Annotated in this window: 20 protein-coding genes; 5 read left to right on the top strand and 15 right to left on the bottom strand. The window is 43.1% G+C overall.

Annotation, left to right across the window (positions count from 1 at the left end):
- The first annotated feature begins 71 nt into the window (after positions 1-71).
- On the top strand, positions 72-1289 hold the full coding sequence (locus ACQY73_RS19965) for an acyl-CoA dehydrogenase family protein (RefSeq protein WP_428654157.1): 1218 nt from the start codon (positions 72-74) through the stop codon (positions 1287-1289).
- 76 nt (positions 1290-1365) lie between these two features.
- Here the strand turns inward: ACQY73_RS19965 and ACQY73_RS19970 are convergent, their stop codons facing one another.
- Complete coding sequence (locus ACQY73_RS19970) at positions 1366-2085, bottom strand: SIMPL domain-containing protein (protein ID WP_428654159.1); 720 nt, start codon at positions 2083-2085, stop codon at positions 1366-1368.
- Between the two features lie 74 nt (positions 2086-2159).
- Positions 2160-4091: a family 10 glycosylhydrolase gene (locus ACQY73_RS19975; RefSeq protein ID WP_428654161.1), complete on the bottom strand. Its 1932-nt coding sequence runs from the start codon at positions 4089-4091 to the stop codon at positions 2160-2162.
- Positions 4092-4582: 491 nt separating this feature from the next.
- Here ACQY73_RS19975 and ACQY73_RS19980 point away from each other — a divergent pair, with 491 nt between their 5' ends.
- Positions 4583-5119, top strand: coding sequence for a DUF6155 family protein (locus ACQY73_RS19980; protein ID WP_428654163.1), 537 nt, complete (start codon positions 4583-4585; stop codon positions 5117-5119).
- On the opposite strand, the gene ACQY73_RS19985 is transcribed toward ACQY73_RS19980, so the two are convergent.
- From ACQY73_RS19985 to ACQY73_RS20025, 9 genes are all read right to left on the bottom strand, one after another.
- Positions 5116-5469, bottom strand: a complete 354-nt coding sequence (locus ACQY73_RS19985) for a calcium-binding protein (protein WP_428654165.1) — start codon at positions 5467-5469, stop codon at positions 5116-5118. The genes ACQY73_RS19980 and ACQY73_RS19985 overlap by 4 nt on opposite strands.
- Positions 5470-5583: 114 nt before the next feature.
- Positions 5584-5817: a DUF433 domain-containing protein gene (locus tag ACQY73_RS19990; RefSeq protein WP_428654168.1), complete on the bottom strand. Its 234-nt coding sequence runs from the start codon at positions 5815-5817 to the stop codon at positions 5584-5586.
- A 79-nt stretch (positions 5818-5896) separates the two neighbouring features.
- Complete coding sequence (locus tag ACQY73_RS19995; protein ID WP_428654170.1) at positions 5897-6505, bottom strand: hypothetical protein; 609 nt, start codon at positions 6503-6505, stop codon at positions 5897-5899.
- Positions 6506-6555: 50 nt separating this feature from the next.
- On the bottom strand, positions 6556-7440 hold the full coding sequence (locus tag ACQY73_RS20000) for a hypothetical protein (protein WP_428654172.1): 885 nt from the start codon (positions 7438-7440) through the stop codon (positions 6556-6558).
- Positions 7427-7729 carry a hypothetical protein gene (locus ACQY73_RS20005; protein WP_428654175.1) on the bottom strand — a complete coding sequence of 101 codons (303 nt, stop codon included), beginning with the start codon at positions 7727-7729 and terminating at the stop codon, positions 7427-7429. Before ACQY73_RS20005 ends, ACQY73_RS20000 begins: the two co-directional genes overlap by 14 nt.
- Before the next feature lie 123 nt (positions 7730-7852).
- A complete protein-coding gene (locus tag ACQY73_RS20010; RefSeq protein WP_428654177.1) occupies positions 7853-8599 on the bottom strand; it encodes a reverse transcriptase domain-containing protein in 747 nt (248 codons plus the stop codon).
- A 393-nt stretch (positions 8600-8992) separates the two neighbouring features.
- The gene (locus ACQY73_RS20015; RefSeq protein WP_428654178.1) at positions 8993-9439 is read right to left on the bottom strand and encodes a HepT-like ribonuclease domain-containing protein; all 447 of its coding nucleotides are present in this window, start codon (positions 9437-9439) and stop codon (positions 8993-8995) included.
- The gene (locus ACQY73_RS20020) at positions 9426-9710 is read right to left on the bottom strand and encodes a nucleotidyltransferase family protein (RefSeq protein ID WP_428654180.1); all 285 of its coding nucleotides are present in this window, start codon (positions 9708-9710) and stop codon (positions 9426-9428) included. The genes ACQY73_RS20015 and ACQY73_RS20020 overlap by 14 nt, the downstream gene beginning before the upstream one ends.
- Positions 9711-9754: 44 nt before the next feature.
- A complete protein-coding gene (locus ACQY73_RS20025; RefSeq protein ID WP_428654184.1) occupies positions 9755-11104 on the bottom strand; it encodes an ATP-dependent DNA helicase in 1350 nt (449 codons plus the stop codon).
- Positions 11105-11195: 91 nt separating this feature from the next.
- Here ACQY73_RS20025 and ACQY73_RS20030 point away from each other — a divergent pair, with 91 nt between their 5' ends.
- A complete protein-coding gene (locus tag ACQY73_RS20030; RefSeq protein WP_428654187.1) occupies positions 11196-12134 on the top strand; it encodes a helix-turn-helix transcriptional regulator in 939 nt (312 codons plus the stop codon).
- A 57-nt stretch (positions 12135-12191) separates the two neighbouring features.
- On the opposite strand, the gene ACQY73_RS20035 is transcribed toward ACQY73_RS20030, so the two are convergent.
- From ACQY73_RS20035 to ACQY73_RS20050, 4 genes are all read right to left on the bottom strand, one after another.
- Complete coding sequence (locus ACQY73_RS20035; protein WP_428654189.1) at positions 12192-14804, bottom strand: carbohydrate-binding domain-containing protein; 2613 nt, start codon at positions 14802-14804, stop codon at positions 12192-12194.
- 186 nt (positions 14805-14990) lie between these two features.
- On the bottom strand, positions 14991-15332 hold the full coding sequence (locus tag ACQY73_RS20040; protein WP_428654191.1) for a DUF5615 family PIN-like protein: 342 nt from the start codon (positions 15330-15332) through the stop codon (positions 14991-14993).
- Positions 15332-15577: a DUF433 domain-containing protein gene (locus ACQY73_RS20045; protein WP_428654193.1), complete on the bottom strand. Its 246-nt coding sequence runs from the start codon at positions 15575-15577 to the stop codon at positions 15332-15334. Before ACQY73_RS20045 ends, ACQY73_RS20040 begins: the two co-directional genes overlap by 1 nt.
- A 103-nt stretch (positions 15578-15680) precedes the next feature.
- A complete protein-coding gene (locus ACQY73_RS20050; RefSeq protein ID WP_428654195.1) occupies positions 15681-17660 on the bottom strand; it encodes a M1 family metallopeptidase in 1980 nt (659 codons plus the stop codon).
- 309 nt (positions 17661-17969) lie between these two features.
- Between ACQY73_RS20050 and ACQY73_RS20055 the strand changes: the two genes are divergently transcribed.
- Positions 17970-18992: a CobW family GTP-binding protein gene (locus ACQY73_RS20055; protein WP_428654197.1), complete on the top strand. Its 1023-nt coding sequence runs from the start codon at positions 17970-17972 to the stop codon at positions 18990-18992.
- A gap of 28 nt (positions 18993-19020) precedes the next feature.
- Positions 19021-19476 (top strand): hypothetical protein, encoded by a 456-nt coding sequence (locus ACQY73_RS20060; protein ID WP_428654200.1) that lies wholly within the window; start codon positions 19021-19023, stop codon positions 19474-19476.
- Positions 19477-19482: the final 6 nt, after the last annotated feature.

Genomic DNA, 19482 nt, shown 5'->3' on the forward strand with positions numbered 1-19482 from the left:
GCCTGCGGTAAAGCTTTATTATTTATATTTGAAAAAATAATCTGCGTGCATAATAAACCCTCGCCAATTCAATGGAACCAATCTTTGCCACCGACCGCACTCGGGAGTTATTACCAAAAATCAAAGCATTTATTGAAAAAGAGCTTTATCCGCTCGAAACCCCTGAATACCTCGCCCATAACTTTTCACATGTAGAGACTGTTCTACAGCAGAAACGAAAACTCGTCAGGGAAGCAGGCTTGTGGGGGTTGCACTTGCCCGAAGAAGACGGTGGACTGAACCTGACACTTTGTGAATTCGGACAGATCAGTGAAGTATTGGCAAGCTCTCCTTTTGGGCATTTCGTATTTAATACACAGGCACCTGATATTGGAAATACCGAACTGATGCATAAATACGCGCCGAATCATTTAAAAGAGCGTTATTTAAAACCGCTCATGAATGGCGAAATCCGGAGCTGTTTCAGTATGACCGAACCCGAATTTGCCGGCTCTAACCCAACACGTATGGGAACAACGGCGGTAAAAGATGGAGATGATTATGTCATCAATGGACATAAATGGTTTACCAGTTCAGCTGATGGAGCAGCTTTTGCGGTTGTAATGGCGGTGACAAATCCTGACGCCGCTCCGCACAAACGCGCAAGCCAAATCTTAGTTCCGATGGAAACATCCGGCGTAAAACTAGTGCGCAATATTCCCATCATGGGCCATGCCGGCGACAGTTGGGCGAGTCATGCCGAAATGTTATATGAAAACGTGCGTGTGCCGCAGGCCAACCTGATAGGTGCAGAAGGTGCGGGCTTTTTATTGGCGCAGGAACGCCTCGGTCCCGGAAGGATTCACCATTGCATGCGGTTTATCGGCATTGCCGAACGCAGCTTTGATCTGATGTGCCGTTATGCCGTGAGTCGAGAATTGGAAGAAGGAAAAGTATTGGGCGATACGCAATTCATTCAGGGCTTTATTGCCGAAAGTCGGGCAGAAATTGATGCGGCTCGATTGTTGGTATTGCGCACAGCACATAACATTGATCAATTTGGCGCGGCATCGGTGCGAGATGAGATTTCAATGATCAAGTTTTTTACGGCCAATATGATGTTGCGCGTTATTGACCGCTCTATTCAAACCCATGGAGGGTTAGGCATGACCAGCGATATTTTACTTTCGTACTGGTACGCTCATGAGCGAGCCGCGCGTATCTACGATGGAGCCGATGAAGTACATAAATCAGCATTGGCGCGTAGTATTTTGAAAGGCTACGGTTTGGATGTAAGAAGAAAAAAATAAAGAATTCACGCAAAGACGCTAAGAAGCAAAGTCTTTTTCTCTGCTTCTTAGCGTCTTTGCGTGAATAAAGTAGTTGTTATTTGATTCTGAATGTCGCGTTCATACGGTAGCTGTACTTGATTTTCTGATATTCAAGTCCTTCGCTTTCGGGTGCGGCATCGGCAGCCATCATGCGTACATTGTATTGCGCCTGTTTGTACATCGGATAGACATTGCCCTCTTCCACTTCGTGAATTTCAAGCACTTCGCCTAATTTCTCACCAATGGATTCCAACAAATAACCCGCTTTTTCTTTGGCTGCTTTGAGCGCGTTAACTTTAACCTGACGACGAAATTCTTCTTTTTTGGAATGCTCTACGCGGCTCATATTTACGTATTCTACGCCTCGATCGTCTACTTTCGACATCAGGTCGTTGATGTTATTGGCGTTGGAAAGTTTCAATTGAAACTGCTTTCCTGCGAGAAAATGTTGTGGTTTTTTCTTTCCCGTCCATTCTCTATATCCTGTTACACCGCTGACGCTGAGATTTTCTTTGGGTAAACCTGCGCTTTTTACCGCTTCAATGAGTTGCTTTTCGAGGGTTTCAAGGGCAACTTTATCTTTTTGATTTTTTTCATCTTTGAAATATTCCTTCAATGAAATTGTAAAATAAAGTTCGTCGGGAACTACTTCAAGTTCGGCAGTACCCGTTACTTCGATTTTTTTGATGGGATCTTTTTCCACGGCTGTAGTTGTTTGAGCAAAAGCAGCGGCACTTGCGGCAAGCAACAAGGCGCTAAATACGAATCGTTTCATGGTTGTATTATAAGTTGTTTTGGCTTATCAACGACGAATGGCGGTGTTTGGTGCCTTATTTTTGTTAACGATTCCTAACGTTTCAGAATCATCTTTACCGTTTTTTGAACAGGCCCGGCCATTAAACGCGCATAATAAGCGCCTTCGCTCAGGAATTGGCCGTTGAATTTCACGGAATAAGTACCTACTTGCTGAGGTTTATTAACGACCAAAGCGCCCACACGTGTACCGTGTGAATCATATACATACAATGATACCTCGGTAGCTTCCGTAAGACGGTATCTAATGTCTATCTGTTGATTAAATGGGTTCGGGAAAACTTCCAAAAGTTCCTCTGAATCAGCTTCCTGCGTTTCGGGTTGAGCTTCTTCCTCCTGTTCTTCTGCTGCCGCCGCAACAGCCTCCGTTGGCTCTTCATGTTGCGTAATAGGCGCCTGTAATTGCGAAGCCAGCGGCAAAATCGGTTTACGGACTTCTTCCACTATTTCAACCGCTCTTTGAGTGGTAGAGATGCTGACCACGTCGGTTGGCTGACTTTCATTGTGGAGACGGTTAAAAGCACTGATCGTATAATTGTATTTTGTTCCGGGAGTAACGTGCATATCAGTGAAAGTAAATGTGTTTTTACCTTCATCTTTTACTACAGTTGCCTGAATGGAAAGCCCGGTTCTGAGGTCAATAGACGCTTTGTTGATACTTCTGTAGACTACAAAATAACGCGCTTTGTCGCGCTCAGAAGTAGCCGTAGAAGGATAATCCCACTTCAAGGTGATCGTGTTATTGTCGTTAAGTTGCGCTTCGAGTTGTGTAGGAACGGGAGGCGGCGTTGTCGTTTTCCAAGGCATGGCCGGAACAAGTGCAGGTGATTGGTACACTTCCTCGCACAGTACATCACAAAATCTATTGGGATTATTGCGAAGTATTTTGGCGCTGAAAAGAATACTGCCCTGAACGTTTGGAAAAGTTCGATTGTAGCGTATTTGATTGGACACTTCCTGAGGTCTGCGCCAATTGGCATCGCTGTTGACCTTGTATACCCCATGGCCGATGTAAAGATGCTGCTCGGCGACATGCTCGCTCCACCAAGGTACTAAATGCGTATAATTGGCTGAACCATTGCCCATACTCCAATACACTTGTGGCGCAATATAATCGACCCAGCCCTCTTCTATCCATTTGCGGGCATCGGCAAAATTGCCTGAATAAGCCTCAAAACCACGAGAATTGGATCCTTCCGGCGAACTGCTGCGGTTTTTCCAGATACCAAAAGGCGAAACTCCAAATTTTATCCAAGGTTTTACGCGTCTAAGACTGTCAGAAACGGCTTCAATGAGTAAATTAACATTGTCGCGACGCCAGTCGGCACGGTTGGTAAAGCCGCGATTGTAGTCCGCAAAAGTCGCGTTATCATTGAGCGTGAGACCGGCCTGAGGATAGGGATAAAAATAATCGTCAAAGTGAATCCCATCCACATCATAACGACGTATAACATCCATTACTACGCGCGTTACGAACGAACGAACTTCCGGACGACCGGGATCAAGAAGACGAAGCGGGCCATATGACAACAATACATCAGGCCGTACTTTTGCTACGTGATTTGGCGCAAGCGAAGCGGTTCGAATGTCTGTCACGGCGCGGTAGGGATTCATCCACGCGTGGATCTCAAGATTGCGCTTACGGCATTCCCGAATCATAAATGCCAGCGGGTCATACCCGGGCGACTGCCCCTGCTGCCCCGTAAGCCACTCTGACCAAGGCTCCAACTTACTTTCATAAACGGCATCACAGGCATTGCGTATCTGAAAAAACACGGCGTTCAGGCCGCGCATTTTGATCATGTCCAATAAATCTACCAATTCCTGCTGCTGTTGTGCGGCAGAAAGGCCTTTGGTCGACGGCCAATCAACGTTTCCAACGTTGGCAATCCACACACCCCTAAATTCGCGCTTGGGTTGGGCGAACAGGGAAAAACTGACCAAAAGAAGAAATAGAAGATTTTTCAAGGGCATTATTACTTTATCCACAACTCAAAACCAATCAGCCACTCGAGTTAAAGTGGTACTTTAAACATGATCTATGAAATACACGCACAAAAGTAACGTCAATATTCTAAAATATGTACGTTACTACTGAATCAAAGTCACAAATACAATGCCGGGAGCGTGCCGGAAAGCAGGAAGAAAAATTATTTTTGTAGCACTGGAGTCTATTATTCATTTACCCAATAATCCCAAATTTGGAACATTTCCGGCGTTTCTTCGTCAACTTCTATGTTGTTGAGTTTGGAGTATTCAAGCGGAACAAGATAATCTGCCATCCCGAGCTCATTTCGTACTCGTCATAGGTATCTACAATGATTTCGTAGTCAATCGCAACGGCGAATCGTCCTGTAGCGGATGTCTTCGACTGTGAGCATGATTGTGAGATTTTTCTATCCGCTTGTTTTAAAACAAATAACAAATAAGCTTATTTTTACCCATCATCCGAACTACTCATGACGCAAAAGAACAAAACCTCCGAACTTAAAAAGTACCTTGCCGAAATGAATGAGGAGGCACTTCGCGCAGAAATCTTGAAATTATATCAAAAACTGCCGCAAGTGAAGGATTACTATAACCAAGATTTGATGAGCGAATCAGAGCGGCAAGCGATGTTGGATACCTATAAAAAGAAAGTCTATCGTCAATTTTGGACGCCATCGGGAAATCCTAAAGACCCAAGCAACGCCGAAATCAAGACGTTAGTAGCAGAATTTGAGAAAGTAGCTGCTTTCCCTTACGATGTTATTGATTTGCTACTTTATCGGGTAGAACTTACCACTGAGCACGCTAACGAATTTGGTGGAGCAGCCGATGCCAACTATAATGCTTCAACAACGATGTTTAAGAAAGCAATGAAACTCATTCAGGCAAACGGCTATTTGTCGTATTTCCGGCAGAGAATAGAAGCTCTTTTCCGGTTCGACAACCTAGACTACTGGTATATTATGGATTTGGAGAATGTGTATGAGGAGTTGAAGGGTGAGAATTAGTATTCATTGACCCAGAAGTCCCAAATCTGGAACATTTCAAGGGTTTCGTCGTCGGCTTCTATATCGCTGAGTTTGGAGTATTCGATCTGAACAAGATAATTTCCTCGCTCCATTTCGAGTTGGAAATCTTTTTCGGTAAAACCTTCTGCATCACTGTGCAAACCGACGATTTTTACCCGTTTCGATTCTACACCTCCGTCTTTCTTTTTGAGTTGAGCAGTAGCAAAAAATGGAAAAACGAGTGTTTCATCAAAAGTGCAGTACCATCCAGAGCTCATTTCGTACTCGTCGTAGGCATCTACGATGATTTCGTAATTAATTTTGTAGCGGATTTCTTCGGGAGTAAGCATTTTTTTAGATTTTAAATTTCTCCTGAGTACTTACAGACCGGCCTAAGGGCGCTTTGAGTTTTTGGGAAAGATTGAATCGAAAGGTTATAGACTCGCTGTTTTCATCGGCCAAAATCACGCGGCGGAATCAATCATTTCTTCATTGGCCAATACTTCTGCCGCATATAAGAAAACCGCACTGATATCTTCCGAAGTGATGTGAGGATACATTTGGATAAGGTCTTGGGGAGTAGCTCCTTGCGCCAGTTTTCGTAAGATAAGCTCTACGGTTATCCGAGTCCCTTTGATAACGGGCTTGCCAAGCATAACACGGTGGTCAGCTACGATATGTTGGGAGTAAGCATTCATACTAAAAGAAGAATTTTATCAAAGATAGGAGAAAATGCACTTTTGCTTTGCGTCTAATATGGGTTTTTGGTGGTTTGCATTACTCTTCGTAGCCTTTGGGAGCCAAATCAAAATAGGTAGGATAGCCGATTTGCTGACAAACCATTTCGGCCAACGACTCCAAATCATCGGAGGTTTCTAACTCGGCATAGTCATGGTTGAAAAAAACTAAGAATACAATTCGTTCGAGGCGGAAAGTACGTTTAGCTTCATTGACAAGTATAAATCTTACATACTCATCGTATTGTTTAAATCTATCTACGTGTTCGCCTCCCCAACTCAATCGGGTTTCTTCGGCAGTGGGGTTTTCGTGTTCGCCCGATATGGAACTAAACTGAGAAATGTAAATGGTAATAGTGTTTGCGTCGGCAGCTACGATAAAGTCCTTGACATCCGATAGGTTGTGCATGGCCTCTTCGACCACTTGCTGCTCAGAGGCCCTAATTTTGCACGGCACTCTTTTACGAAATACAATTCGGTCATCCGACGGATATTCATAAAACTCAAACCCGCTTGGCATTTCCTCCAACAAATCCGCCGCTTCGGGGTCTTTGGTAATGTAGTAGCGCGCACCACCTTTGGCAGTAGGCACTGCCCTGATGTAAGCTGTAGAGCCTTGGCGGTTGGTATAGGAGAGGTAGGGAGACATTATTATTTACTTTATCCCAATCATTGTTTTGAATAACTACCAATAAAGAACTAAACTAAGTTCAGGTTAGAAGAATTTGAAACTTTTTGCATGAAGTCCGCTAAGAAACCCATATATTTCAAATAATTAACATATCTGTTTTGCCAAGCGTCGTATAAAATTTGTTCTTTTTTTTCTAAAGATTGATTATTGAGTAATTTTTGTTTTATCTCACTGAACTTTCCCCCATGAGCCGCATTGCGAAGTTGATATATTTCATTTACTGTATTTTTTGCAGATTCAAACTCAAAGTCCTCTACTTTTTCATTGAAGTAAAGGCAGTATATTATAACCCTACATTTGGCCATTATATCTAAGTTGCGAATATCAGTAGCATTAATACGATAGTTGAGAGGATATTTTTTGTCATAATCTATATTGTAAAAATTTAAAACTTCATTTTGTAAGGCTTGTCCATATTTTTCAAACTTCTTAGTTCGATTTTGATATTCTTTTAAATTATTGTCAAAGTAAAGCCTTTGCCAAACAAAAGCCTTCTCTGTTCTTTTATCTATAATCCTTTGAAAAAGAGTACCGCTACTTATATTGTAGTTCACATAACACTCAATTTGTTTGAAAAGAAATAGACAAAACTCCAAAAAGTTATCCCTACGACGTTGGTGTTCCATTTCAATGAATGTATGCACAAGTTCTTTTTGAATATCAGGAGGAAAATTCCCATAAAAATTTTGTGCCTGCTTTTCTAAAATATCTTCTATTGCTAATTCATGAATTTCCCTCAAGGTAGAACGAGTAAATTCTTGATTAGCGAGGCTATAAAAACGGTCTTTGATTTTCGTGACCGTATTATTGGAAGGGTGTTCTTTTTCAACTGCTTGTATTGCCTCATCCACATCCATTAGAAATTTAAGTCGTTTAGGGTCAGTCTTTGCCATTTTGAGATGCTTTATCTATTCCTTCTGTTTCCCAAATTGACAATAACTTTTCTAATTTTGCAAGAGCATTTTCTTCAGGTAATTCTGCAAGGGCATTAAATTTAAGTTGATATTTTAAGAGTGTAGCGTCCTCGCTACCCTTTACCATTCTTAAAAATTGTAGTTTACCCCAAAGTACATTCTTAAAACTAGGTTGATTTTTTTTAGAATACCCCTTGTCTATCCCATAATGTAACAAAAATCGTTCTTCTGCTTTAGCGTACCCTAACTTTTCCCAATTATTGAGCATTGCCCTAATTGAGCGTACATACCGTTTGGAAACGTTTACTTTTTCATTAACCGTAAGCCCTGTTACTTCTTGGCGATAAGCCGTAGATTGGAATCTGACCTTTGCTTCGTTTATCCTGAATCCTTACTCTTCAATAATTTTACGCATTTCTGTTTTGAATTCCAGATTAAAGATATCCATGTCTGCCGAAAACGTAATGTCATCAGCATATCGAGAATATTTACAACCAACTTTCTTAGCTAATCCATTTAAGCGTCTATCTAATTTTTGACTAGCAATATTTGATAAAATAGGGGATGTCGGTGCTCCTTGGGGCAAAACGGCTTTATTTTGAGGGTTTTCAATGCAGCATAAGTTGGAGATGGTGAAGGCAAGGAAGTCTCTATCGTTTATTAAATTAAAGGGTTCAATCCCTAAAACAGCTTTAATTCTATAAACAGTGATAGAGGGGAAAAAATCTTGTAAATCAATATTGAAAACGTATCTTTTGCCTACATGAATATTAGCATTGTCAACTATACTTTTTTCATTTACAAATCCTGTAACATAGCTTTTAGGTTCGTAAATAGCTCCAAAAATCAAATTTAAACACCTTTGGATAAGCTTTAACCCAGAAGCAGGGGCGGCTATTTGCCGTTCTTTACCGTTTTTCTTTTTAATTGTAAAATGCCGGTATCGTTTATTTGAAGATAACCTATAATCCGCATAAAAAGAAATGGATTTTAGCCTAATGGGTTTAGGCTCTTTGTCAGATTTTGAAGGATATAGAATAGATTTAGCATGATTGAGAAGGTCTATTAAGTCTTCTTTGGTCTGCATTTTAGCAAAACTCGCCTGTATTATATCTTTCTGTTCGGTGGTAAGAATCATTTGAAAAAAATTAGGACATCTACACTATTCATCATGTATGGAATAACACCCCACCCCAATCTAAATGTAAATTTGACCCCAATCTGACGTTTTTACATCAAATAAGAATCAATAACTACCCATTTGACGGAAAGTTAGAGGAATCAATGAACGAGATAACGTTCAGTTCTACCGAAGTAGAACAACAAAGCGAAGCGCCTTGCGAAAATCAATATCTGGTAGATGCCCTGTTTCAAATAACTTAATAATTTTTAGAACTGCCAAACTTTAAATACGCGAAAGTTTTCTAATCCAAATCCTTTGAGGTGGGTAGTCATGGGTTTTCTTGGCTTAAATCTTTGATAATTCGTTGAATTTGGACTTTTAAAATGAGTGCCTCTTTATAATTAGTACTTAATCCAAGAACTTATCGAAATCAACGTGTTTGTAAAAAATACTTTGACGCGCAATCTCGCATTCTGCTATGTCGAAAAAACCTGTTACTAACTCTTGTTTTAAGATATTTTCAAAGCTTTCTTTCAGTTTTGGTAAGTCATTTTGGATAATATCAAACACCATTTCGTAGTCAATACCCGTATAGTCGTGCGCAATTCGATTTCTTAAACCTTTTATTTGTCGCCAAGCAACAGTAGCATATTTAGTTTTCAATTCATCAGAGATTCGGCTGCAATATTCACCAATATTAGACATTAGCAGTAGGCTGGCGTTGAATCTTATTTGGTCGTCGGCCATAAAAAAGGTTTCGGCATCGCTGAAATTGCGAGAGTATAATTCAATTTTGCCGATAGATTCAAGCATAACGAGTAGCGGCAGCAAATCTGACTTTTTACTTTTTAACATATTTCAAATCTTTTCGGGCGCGATAAAGGATAATAGGGTCGGCAAATTTTTCGGGGACAAGGTCAATTTTAATTTTCAAGATACTTTGCAAACTGCGTTTAAGGCGTTGACGAGTAGTATAATTTAAGTCTTGGTCTTGTTCAAGCAAAAAATCAATGTCATTGTAAGGCTCATTGCGGGCAAAAGAGCCGAATACACCCAATTGCGAGAGGCCAAAACGGTCAAAAACCTTTTTCTGCCGTAATAGTGTTTCAAGTTCGGTGAGCGTCATATTTTTAGTTATTTTTCTTCAAATATACATTTTTCTCCCATTCGTTAGGCCACGTAGCGGTGCGCTCCGTTGGTGAAGAGCTCGGAGCGCGCCCGTGTAATGCCCGTGTACAGGAAACGTAAATCCATTTCTTTCATCCACGTGTTCATGATCACGGTATCCCACTCACTGCCCTGGGCTTTGTGTACCGTGAGCGCGTGGCCGTAGTTGAGTTGTAAGGCGCTCAAATACAGGCTGTCTCGAAGGTCTTGGCTCTTCCTGAATGCTTGATTATTGCGCATTTCGGCGGCAAAAAGGGCTTTGCGTTGCTCACGGTCTAAAGCACCCTTGAGCGCATCCAACAGCACCAAAGACACAATGCTGAACTCGGTATTCTGCTCGTCTTTGAAGGCGATTTCGGCTTCTGCAAATTCCAACTCTGCCACGCGATGCATCCGTGAATCGAGGGCTTTGACAACGCCCACTTCACCATTGGCTATGTACTTTTGCCCTATATGCGTTTGCGTAAGCGTCACGGTGTCGTTTACGGCCAAACTCCCCGTCAAACCCAATGCCGTTCTGACTTGAGCGTTGCAATCGTTGCGGTACGAGTTAGTCTGCGACAAAATCGCCACGCGGTCGTGTTGGCCTTGCGCAAAGCGTTCCAGATATAGCTGGATGGCATGAGCGGGTTTGTAATACGCCTGTCCCATCGAATGAGGAACTGCCAAACGTCTTGTGACCATGTTTTGACGGAGGACGTCAGCCACAGCCAAAATAGCCGAGCCTTCGCCTTGACGCATCACTTGCGTGAGTTCGATGGTATCGCCGCGTAGGCCGTAGTGTTGGCGCAGATGCTCTGCCATGAGTGCCGGTGAAGCTTCTCTTGATTCATAGCCTACGGGCGGCAGTTGACAGGCATCGCCCACAAAAATGATTTTGTTTTGAGGGTGGCCCTGTTGGACAAAATCTATAAAATCGGCCAATAACGAGCGAGAAGCCACAAAATCGCCGCCGGTGTCCAATCGGTCGCTGACCATGGAGCTTTCGTCGGCAATGAACACCTGCGGCGTGGGGCAATCGTTGGCGCGGCGTTCCAAGCGGACAACGGCTTCTTCCACGTCGGTTTTGGGGGTATAAAAACAACTGTGCATGGTTTTCGCAGGAGTACCCGTTTTGCGCCCGATGTTTTTGGCCGCTCGCCCAGTGGGGCCAAGCGGCACAGGAATGATAGAGTTTGCAGTCAGATACCGTGTGACGGCACTCATAATGCCGGTTTTGCCCGTACCGGCCGCTCCTCTTACAATCAAAAACCGGTCGTTGCCTGCCAAGAAACGTTCGATAGTCGTCAAAGCGTTTGCTTGCTCCGTAGTTGCCGAAAAGCCCAAGAATGAAAGAAGAGATGCGTTAGCCATATTCTGAGGGGCTTTGGTTAGAAGCCGCTGCAAAAGTGGTATCTTTGAAGGCAGAGTTAGTTCCGTCATTGGTAATTTCTAAAAAAAATTCATGGACAAAAAACGCTTAGAGCGGCTGTTTGCCATTCACCAAAAGCTGCGCACTATGCAGGCGTATACCGCTCAAACGCTGATTGAGGCTATAGCGGAAAAAGTAGAACAACACATTTCGGACCGAACGCTGCGCGATGACATTCAGGATTTGCGGGATATGGGTGCCGAAATTCCCAAACGCGCCAAAAGTTACCGTTATGTGGTGCCATTTTCGTTTTTGGAAAAATTGGACGACAGCTATTATGGCTCGCTCAACGAAGCAGTGGCATTGCTCCGGCAAGTTTCTAAGACGAAAGAATTTTTGGGGTTGGAGGATATTTTGCTGCGTTTGGAACAACGCCTGTCGCTCACTGACGCAGAGAAAAATGCGGCTATTGCGTTTGAAGAAGTGGAATTAAATGGGAAAGAGCATTTGCCTCAACTTTACCAAGCGATTCAGAACCGGCGATTTGTGCGCGTTAATTACGAACCTTTTGGAAAACCGAAGTATCAACGGCATATTTTTCCCCTGTTGCTCAAAGAATACAACAATCGTTGGTTTTTGATTGGATGGGAAAACGGGAAAAATAACATCCAAAATTTACCGCTTGATCGCATTGGTCATTTCCATGAAACACATGAAACTTTTGGCTATGACAAGTATTTCGATTGGCGGGAGCGGTTCACTCATATGATTGGAACTACACTTGAAGGTACGTTGGAAACCGTTCGCCTGCGATTCAGTGAAGGCCGCCTTCCGTATGTGATGACCAAAAAACTGCATTGTAGTCAGCAACCTTTAGGAGAACGAACGATTTCCATTCAGGTCTACACCAACCGCGAACTCATCGCCAAAATCCTTGAATTTGGAGCGGATGTTGAAGTGCTTGAACCGAAAGAATTGCGTAAAAAAATAGCCGAGACACTGCGCAGTGCCTCGGTTTGGTATGAGGGGTAAAAAAAGAGGTAAGATGTCAGAGGAAAAAAACTCTTACCTATTAGCTCAAACAATTGGTTAGAAAGTTATTGTATTTACCGTAGCAGAACTTGAAGTCGTGGTAGTTGATTTCAATGTTGCGCCCGAATTGGAATAGGTTCCACCATTGTATAATCCCCATCCGGAAGAGCCCCCTACAAAACTTCCACCGGTATAACTTCCACCGAAATATAGTTTGTATTGAGCTCCTTTGGTTAAATTTGAGCTTGAGAAATGGAAATAATAATTGGCATTTTTAGGCTTAAAAGTTACCAAATCTTTTCCGGAAGCATCTTCTATGTGCAGTACAGAAGAAGTTGCAACCTGAGCACTCGACGTGATGTACATACCAACCTGCGTGGAAGAGGCAGTCATGGCTTTGGTCATTCTGGCGTTGGAGCCTCCCGAAATCAGGAATCCACCATTCACAAGGAAATTGCCATTTACATCAACTCCTTCTTCCGGTTGGCTTGAGGGACCGCCTATGATGGTTGTTCCGCCGGTGATCGTAAGGTTTCCGTTGCTGTCTATACCATCACTTCCGGTTACGATCAATATGCCTCCGTTGATAAATACATTACTTCCATCGTTCGTTTCTGTCCCACCCGTAACGGTTCCCATAGAAGCATTAACCCCATCATTGGAAGAAGTTATGTTTGTAATTCCCCCTTCAAAAGTTATTGTTTTAGACTCTATTCCTTCCGTCGATTTGGTGATGTTAACAATACTTCCATTATTGATGGTAATAGATGTTTCTGATTTTATACCATCATCGGTGGCGGCGATGTTCAGCTCACCGTTCGTTATTGTGAAAGCACCGTCGCTTTTAAAGCCTTTGGCCTCGCTGGTGGTTGAAGAGTTATACGTAAATTTCGTTCCGGTGGCCGAAATGTTCGTAGTACCTCCGCTGACGGTCGCCGTACCGTCTGCTGTGATGCCTTTTGCGCCGGTTCCGGTACTGCTTATGGTCAGGTTGCCGCCTTTGATGGCCAAATTTTTATCACAATTGATACCTGAAGGTGCTGCAATATCCGAATCGGCTGTATCATAGTAAGCCGCTCCCGATGTGGTTATTTTTACCGTACCCGCAGTTAAGGTAAAATCTCCGCCTGTTTTTATACCTTTTGAGCCTTTGCCTGAGACCGTTAGGGTTATAACATCGCCTGTGCTGATGGATGTATAACCTTCACTCTTGATGGCATTACCTTTGTCACCCGTTGTGGTTACGGTTATTTTTCCACCTTTGATTTGTACGTAAGGAGTAATGGTTGCATCTGTTCCCTCATACGAAGCGGTAATTCCGTCATTCACACTGTTAATTGCAATGGTTCCGCCATTGATTGCTACATAGCCTTCTTCGGCTTCAATACCGTTGCCCGTTGCTGTAATGGTTAGATTTCCATTGTCCATCGCAAAATAATCATTGGCGTGAATACCATCACTCACTGCTGATTTTATGACGATGGCAGCTTCACTCACAAAAATATAATCATCTGAAGCAATGGCGTGTTTGTTATTACCCGTTATGTTCAACGTTCCTGAACCTGCGAAACTCAGTTGGCCTTCACTGAAAATCGTGCCTTTTTGGTCTTCTTTGCTTGTGGCATAAGTTGCTCCATCTACCAATGTGTTAATGCCTACTACATTGACAGTTGCCTTTTTGCTTGATTGAATATTGATTGCCGGCCCAACGCTGTTTGTCAGGCTAACGCCTTTCATGGTGATGTTGAATTTATATTCGCTATAGATCTTAAAGCTGCCTTTGCTTGCCGTTCCGGATAAAAGATAGACGATTTCTTTGGTGGTATTGGTTGATGTAACGGTGACATCGGCTCCGCTTACAGCCACACTAACACCATCGTTCTGAAATGCATTACTCACAGTCGCACTTGTACCTGCGTAGACAATCACGACAGTATCTTTAGCGGCTGTTGCCGTACTCGAAGCACTGATCACTACCGAAACCGTACAGGTTTGTCCCCCCAAACTTAAATTAAAAACAGCCGAGCCCACAGACGTTGGTGTACCCGAAATTGTATAAATAAAACTTCCTGATCCATTGGCTAAAGTACCGGCCGCTAAGGTGGCCGTTAAGCCTTCGACGCCGGTCGAAGATGCTGTCGAAACATCATATGTTCCTCCGTTACCTCCTGTGTAAGAAATGGTTGCAGTACCCATGTAAGCCACTCCGTTTGTTCCCGTTGCGGGTGCAACCGTACCGGTAAGTGTAGCTACACTTGCTTTTGATGCGACTACAGGTAAAGCTAACATACACGACTGCCCACCCAGATCAATGGAGAAATTGGCGGTTCCGGCGGAGGCGGGAGTTCCTGTAATTACAAAACTCGCTGTCCCGGTTCCGTTGGTCAAGGTGCCGGCCGATAATGTTGCAGTCAGACCTGTCACGCCCGATGAAGCTACCGCACTTCCTGCAACGTATGTTACGCCATTTCCTCCGGTATAAGGTACACTTGCAGTTGCGGTATAAGACGTTCCGCCGGTGGCGGCTGCCGAAAAAGTAGCACTCGAACAATTTAATGCAGTAACAACCGCAGCTTTAGCGGCTGTTATTTCGGGATCTTTACAGGATTGGAAAAGCAAAATAAAAGAGAACACAATGCCAACTACTGCGAAGTTTTTTTTATTTATCATATTGGGTGTAATAAAGAAGTATTGATTGAGAATTGGTTTATTCAACATCTTTTCTCTCGGAATATACGCTTGTCCGTTACATCGCGTTGCAGCCGAGAGTTATTGTTGAGAGGTTGGAAGACATAAAAAAGCCGAGACAATATCTAATGTCTCGGCTTGGTATGAGGAGTAATGAGCCGGAGGGTTTTACTCAATTGCTTCTATTTTATCTTTAAGTATAGTGACAAGCTTATATTTCTCATTCATATCGAGTACGGTAGGCCAAATGGCAGAAATAATAGAGTGGAATTCCTTTAATGAAGTATTCCCTATTTTGACATGAATGACCCGAGGAGGAGGTTGGGCCAGAAGGATACGGTTCGAAAAATCTGCATCTTTAGATATAATGGTCATTCCCTTATCTTTTGCGTACTTCCAAATTTGTGTATCCGGGGCGGTGTTTAAAATATCATTTTGGTGAATATAATCTTGGGTGTTCCACAAAGAAAAGAAATAAGGAAGATTTACATCAATCAAATATTTGGGCATCAGGCAACATTTTTGATTTCGTGAATAACATAATGTTTTTCCATTAGTTTGATTGCAAATTGCTGGCACGCATCAATGTCTTCCGGTTCAAGCATAGGATATTGATAAAGAATTTCCTCGCGAGTAGTTCCTGCAAATAAAAACTCTAAGACTGTCTGGACAGTAATGCGCATTCCACGGATGATTGGCCGTCCATTACATATATCAGGGTCAATCGCTATACGCTCAGTAATGTAAGTAGTCATGAATGTTTTTCTTTTTTCAAAATTAGGGATTTTTATTGAATGCCCCATTGCAAAAAGCCGAAACACTACATAATGTCTCGGCTTTGTATAAGTCTAACGATGTCTAATTCTCGTCAGGTGACATGTATCTTACCGGATGCCATGTATTATTGCGGGGATTGATGTCAGGGAGTTGCGAATCCGGGTCAATGGTGACGGATTTTAATGGATTTTTGGTAGCTGCTTTGAAGGTCCACGTGCTGCCGCGTTGCCAGATCTCTACGGGCATTGTAATGCGGGTCTTTTTGCCGCCTGCTTCTTCCAGTTCCACCACCGTTGGCATGGCCCATTGCTCAAGGTTTTCAATGGTAATTACTGAACCTTTTGACGGAGTTTGCTCTACGTATTGTACTTCTTTTACACCCTGATCCAATTTGTAGTTTTCGTAAAACCAGCCTTTCCAGTACCAACCCAAGTCCTCACCGGCAGCATCTTCAATGGTGCGGAAGAAATCATAAGGTGTTGGATGCTTGAAAGCCCAGCGTTTTACGTATTGTTTGAAAGCATAATCAAACCGGTCGCGACCCAAGACCACTTCCCGAAGAAGTTTAAGACCGATTGCGGGTTTGTAATACGCATCCCAACCCAAATTGTTGGCTTTAATGACGTCAGGAACGGTCAGAATGGGATCGGCACCATCGCGGAAAAGGGTAGGAGCGAGGTTCTGCATATCGTCCAAACGGTCGCGATTGTATTCGCCGTCGTTGAAAGCTTCCGTCGAAAGCATGTTGATAAAGGTATTGAATCCTTCGTCCATCCACGCAAATTTACGCTCGTTGTTTCCCACAATCATCGGAAACCAGGTATGGCCGAATTCGTGGTCAGTTACGCCCCAAAGTGCTTCTTTTTTGTCGCTGTGCGCGCAGAACACAATGCCGGGATATTCCATTCCACCCACAATTCCGGCAACATTGGTTGCCACCGGATACGGAAATTCCATGAGGTATTTGGAATAAAATTCCAGACATCCTTTAACGTACTCCGTAGAACGTCCCCAACCATCATTACCGTCATTTTCGGCGGTATACATAGATTGGGCGATGGCGGGTTTGCCACTTGGTAAGTTCATTTTGGCCGCATCCCAGACAAAGGCACGGGAAGTAGCCCAAGCCACATCACGGGCATTTTGGCAGCGAAATTTCCACGTCAGCATTCCCGTTTGTTTAGGTCGGGAATCTTTGTCTTTTATGTCTTTGGCGCTGCGAATCATGACCGTTTTATCACTTTTACGGGCTTCTTCCATGCGTTTTATCTGTTCGGAAGTCATCACCTCCGAAGCATTGAGCAACTCGCCCGAACCTCCTACAATATGGTCCCAAGGCACAGTTACGCTGTATTCATAATCTCCGTAATTAAGATAAAACTCGCCGGCTCCAATGTAAGGAAGTACATTCCACCCTTCAATGTCATCAAAAACGCACATACGTGGATACCATTGGGCGATTTCATAAATAACGCCGTTTTTGGTTTCCAGTTTCCCCATGCGGTCGGAGGCGTAGGTTGGTATTTTGAATGAATAATTGACTTTTATTTTCAGCACGTCGCCCGAACCTTTGACTGCATCAGCCAAACGAATCTGCATCCGTGTATCTTCAATAATAAAATCAGCAGGCGTGAATTTCCCTTTTCCCTGCTGAATCGTGACCGTACTGATGGTATAACCGCCTTCAAAACCCATGTTTCCGTAACGTCCTCCATTGAGCGGCGTGGTTTTGCCGCTGCGAGAGTTATCATTAAAGGCATTTTGATCAAGCTGCAACCACACAAAAGGCAATGCTTCCGGGCTGTTATTTGTATACGTTATTTCTACTTCTCCGGCAATGGTATTGGCGGCTTCGTCGAGCGTGACCGCAATTTTATAGTCAGCGCGATTTTGCCAATACCGAGGCCCCGGTGCTCCGCTGCCTGTGCGGGATTCGTTGGCAGGCTGATAATTGAAAAGCGGATTGAACAATACGTGCGCGTCGTATTTGGTGGTGGGGTTTTGGGCTTGCACGAAGGCGGCAAGACTTACCAAAAACAGAAAACTAAGTTGACGAAACATTATTGGGAAATTTACGATGTTTGATTGCTAATGCCTGATTTAGTATAGCTGTCAAGGTAAAAAATAAGGCATTAAAACTCCGATAAAATAAATTTGCTGAAAAACGAAGGTAATGCAGAATTGTTGTAAAAAGTAAAAACACAAACATAATCAACAAATTTGCGCTTACTTTCACCCAATTTGGAGGAGAAGTGAATCTGTAATAAGAAAGATTGGTTTATAATTACAGGAGTTGATCGCGGCACCGGGCGGTTTTGAATCAACTTACGTGTAAATGACCAATAGAAAATCAGAAAACGTACCTAAGAAATGGCACTCAATAAAATTCCCGTCAATTTAATTACCGGCTTTTTGGGCGTTGGAAAAACCACAACGCTGCAAAATATTCTCAAACGAAAACCTGCCGATGAGCGTTGGGCCGTTATTATCAACGAATTTGGCGCAGTTTCTATTGACCATACCCCTTTTGCGGGAGCCGATGAAAACGGTTTAGTGGTCAAAGAAGTAGCGGGCGGTTGTATTTGCTGCACGGCCAATTTACCCATGCAAATGACACTGACCTTGGTGTTACGTCAGGTAAAACCACACCGTATTTTGATTGAGCCGACGGGTATCGGTCATCCTGAGGCTATTTTAGATATGCTGCGCGGCAAGTTTTTGAAAGACGTGCTTGACATTAGGGCCACGGTTTGTTTGGTAGACCCGCGCCAGTGGAATAAAGAAGAGTATCGTGAACATGAAACGTTTATTGATCAAATCACTTTGGCAGATGTGCTCATTGCCAACAAAACAGATCTGGCAGGCGAGGAGTTGACACAGAATTTTCTGGAATGGGCCAAAGACCTTTTTCCTCCTAAAATCCTGATCGGGGCCGTTGAGCAGGGTGATATTGACCCCAATTGGCTTAACATCGAACCGTTTCCGAATCGGAAATCCCTGCATCCTCATGCGCACGAACACGAGCACCATCACCACCATCATGATGAAGAGTTGCCGATTCCCGAGATCGGAAATCCGCTTATGCGTGAAATTCATGGGTTGGGGCGATACAGTTGCGGATGGGTTTTTTCTCCTGACGAGGTTTTTGAATTGCCTAAACTGAAAGCATGGATTGCTTCATTGCAAAATGTGGAGCGCGTAAAAGGAGCTTTCAGAACAGGCGTAGACTGGGTTTTAATCAATGCTGTTCGGGGAGAGTTTTCGATCGAATATTTAGCTTACCGTCGCGATAGTCGTGTAGAGTGCATTTCAGCAAACCCATTGCCTTGGAAAACGTTGGAAGAAGGATTAAAAAGTTGTTTGTTGACAATGCCAACCGTAGGGGCAATATAACCGTCTTTATCAGAAACTCTCCGGCGTTATGAAAAAAATAGTCCTATTTCTCGTTTTTCTGTCTTGGTTTCATTCTTCCTGTAATAAATGCAAGGGAATAATTTGCAGCAGCCCGCCCCCGAGTTTTGCCTTTAAAATTGTTGATAAAAACAACAAAAATATTACCGGATCATTTACCGATGCAGTATTAAAGTATTCAGAGAATGGGATGGCAAAAGAAACTAAGCTTTCTAAAATGACAACCACTACTCAGGAACCGGCATTTTATGCAGTTGAGATAGGGTGGATCAGTTCAGCTTCCTCGAAAGACGCTTCTTTTGAAGTTAGTGTTGATAGTAAAATAATCGGCACGCTGATTTGTAAAGTAAACCCGAAAAACGAAGATTGCTGCTCTTTTTACGAAGTGGACAAATTAACATTCAATGGAGTCTCCATTTTGGAAAAAAGGCAGAGTGACAATAGCTTTTTACTCCCGGTTGAATAATTCAAT

It is taken from the genome of Runella sp. (assembly GCF_965279615.1).
Lineage (GTDB): Bacteria > Bacteroidota > Bacteroidia > Cytophagales > Spirosomataceae > Runella.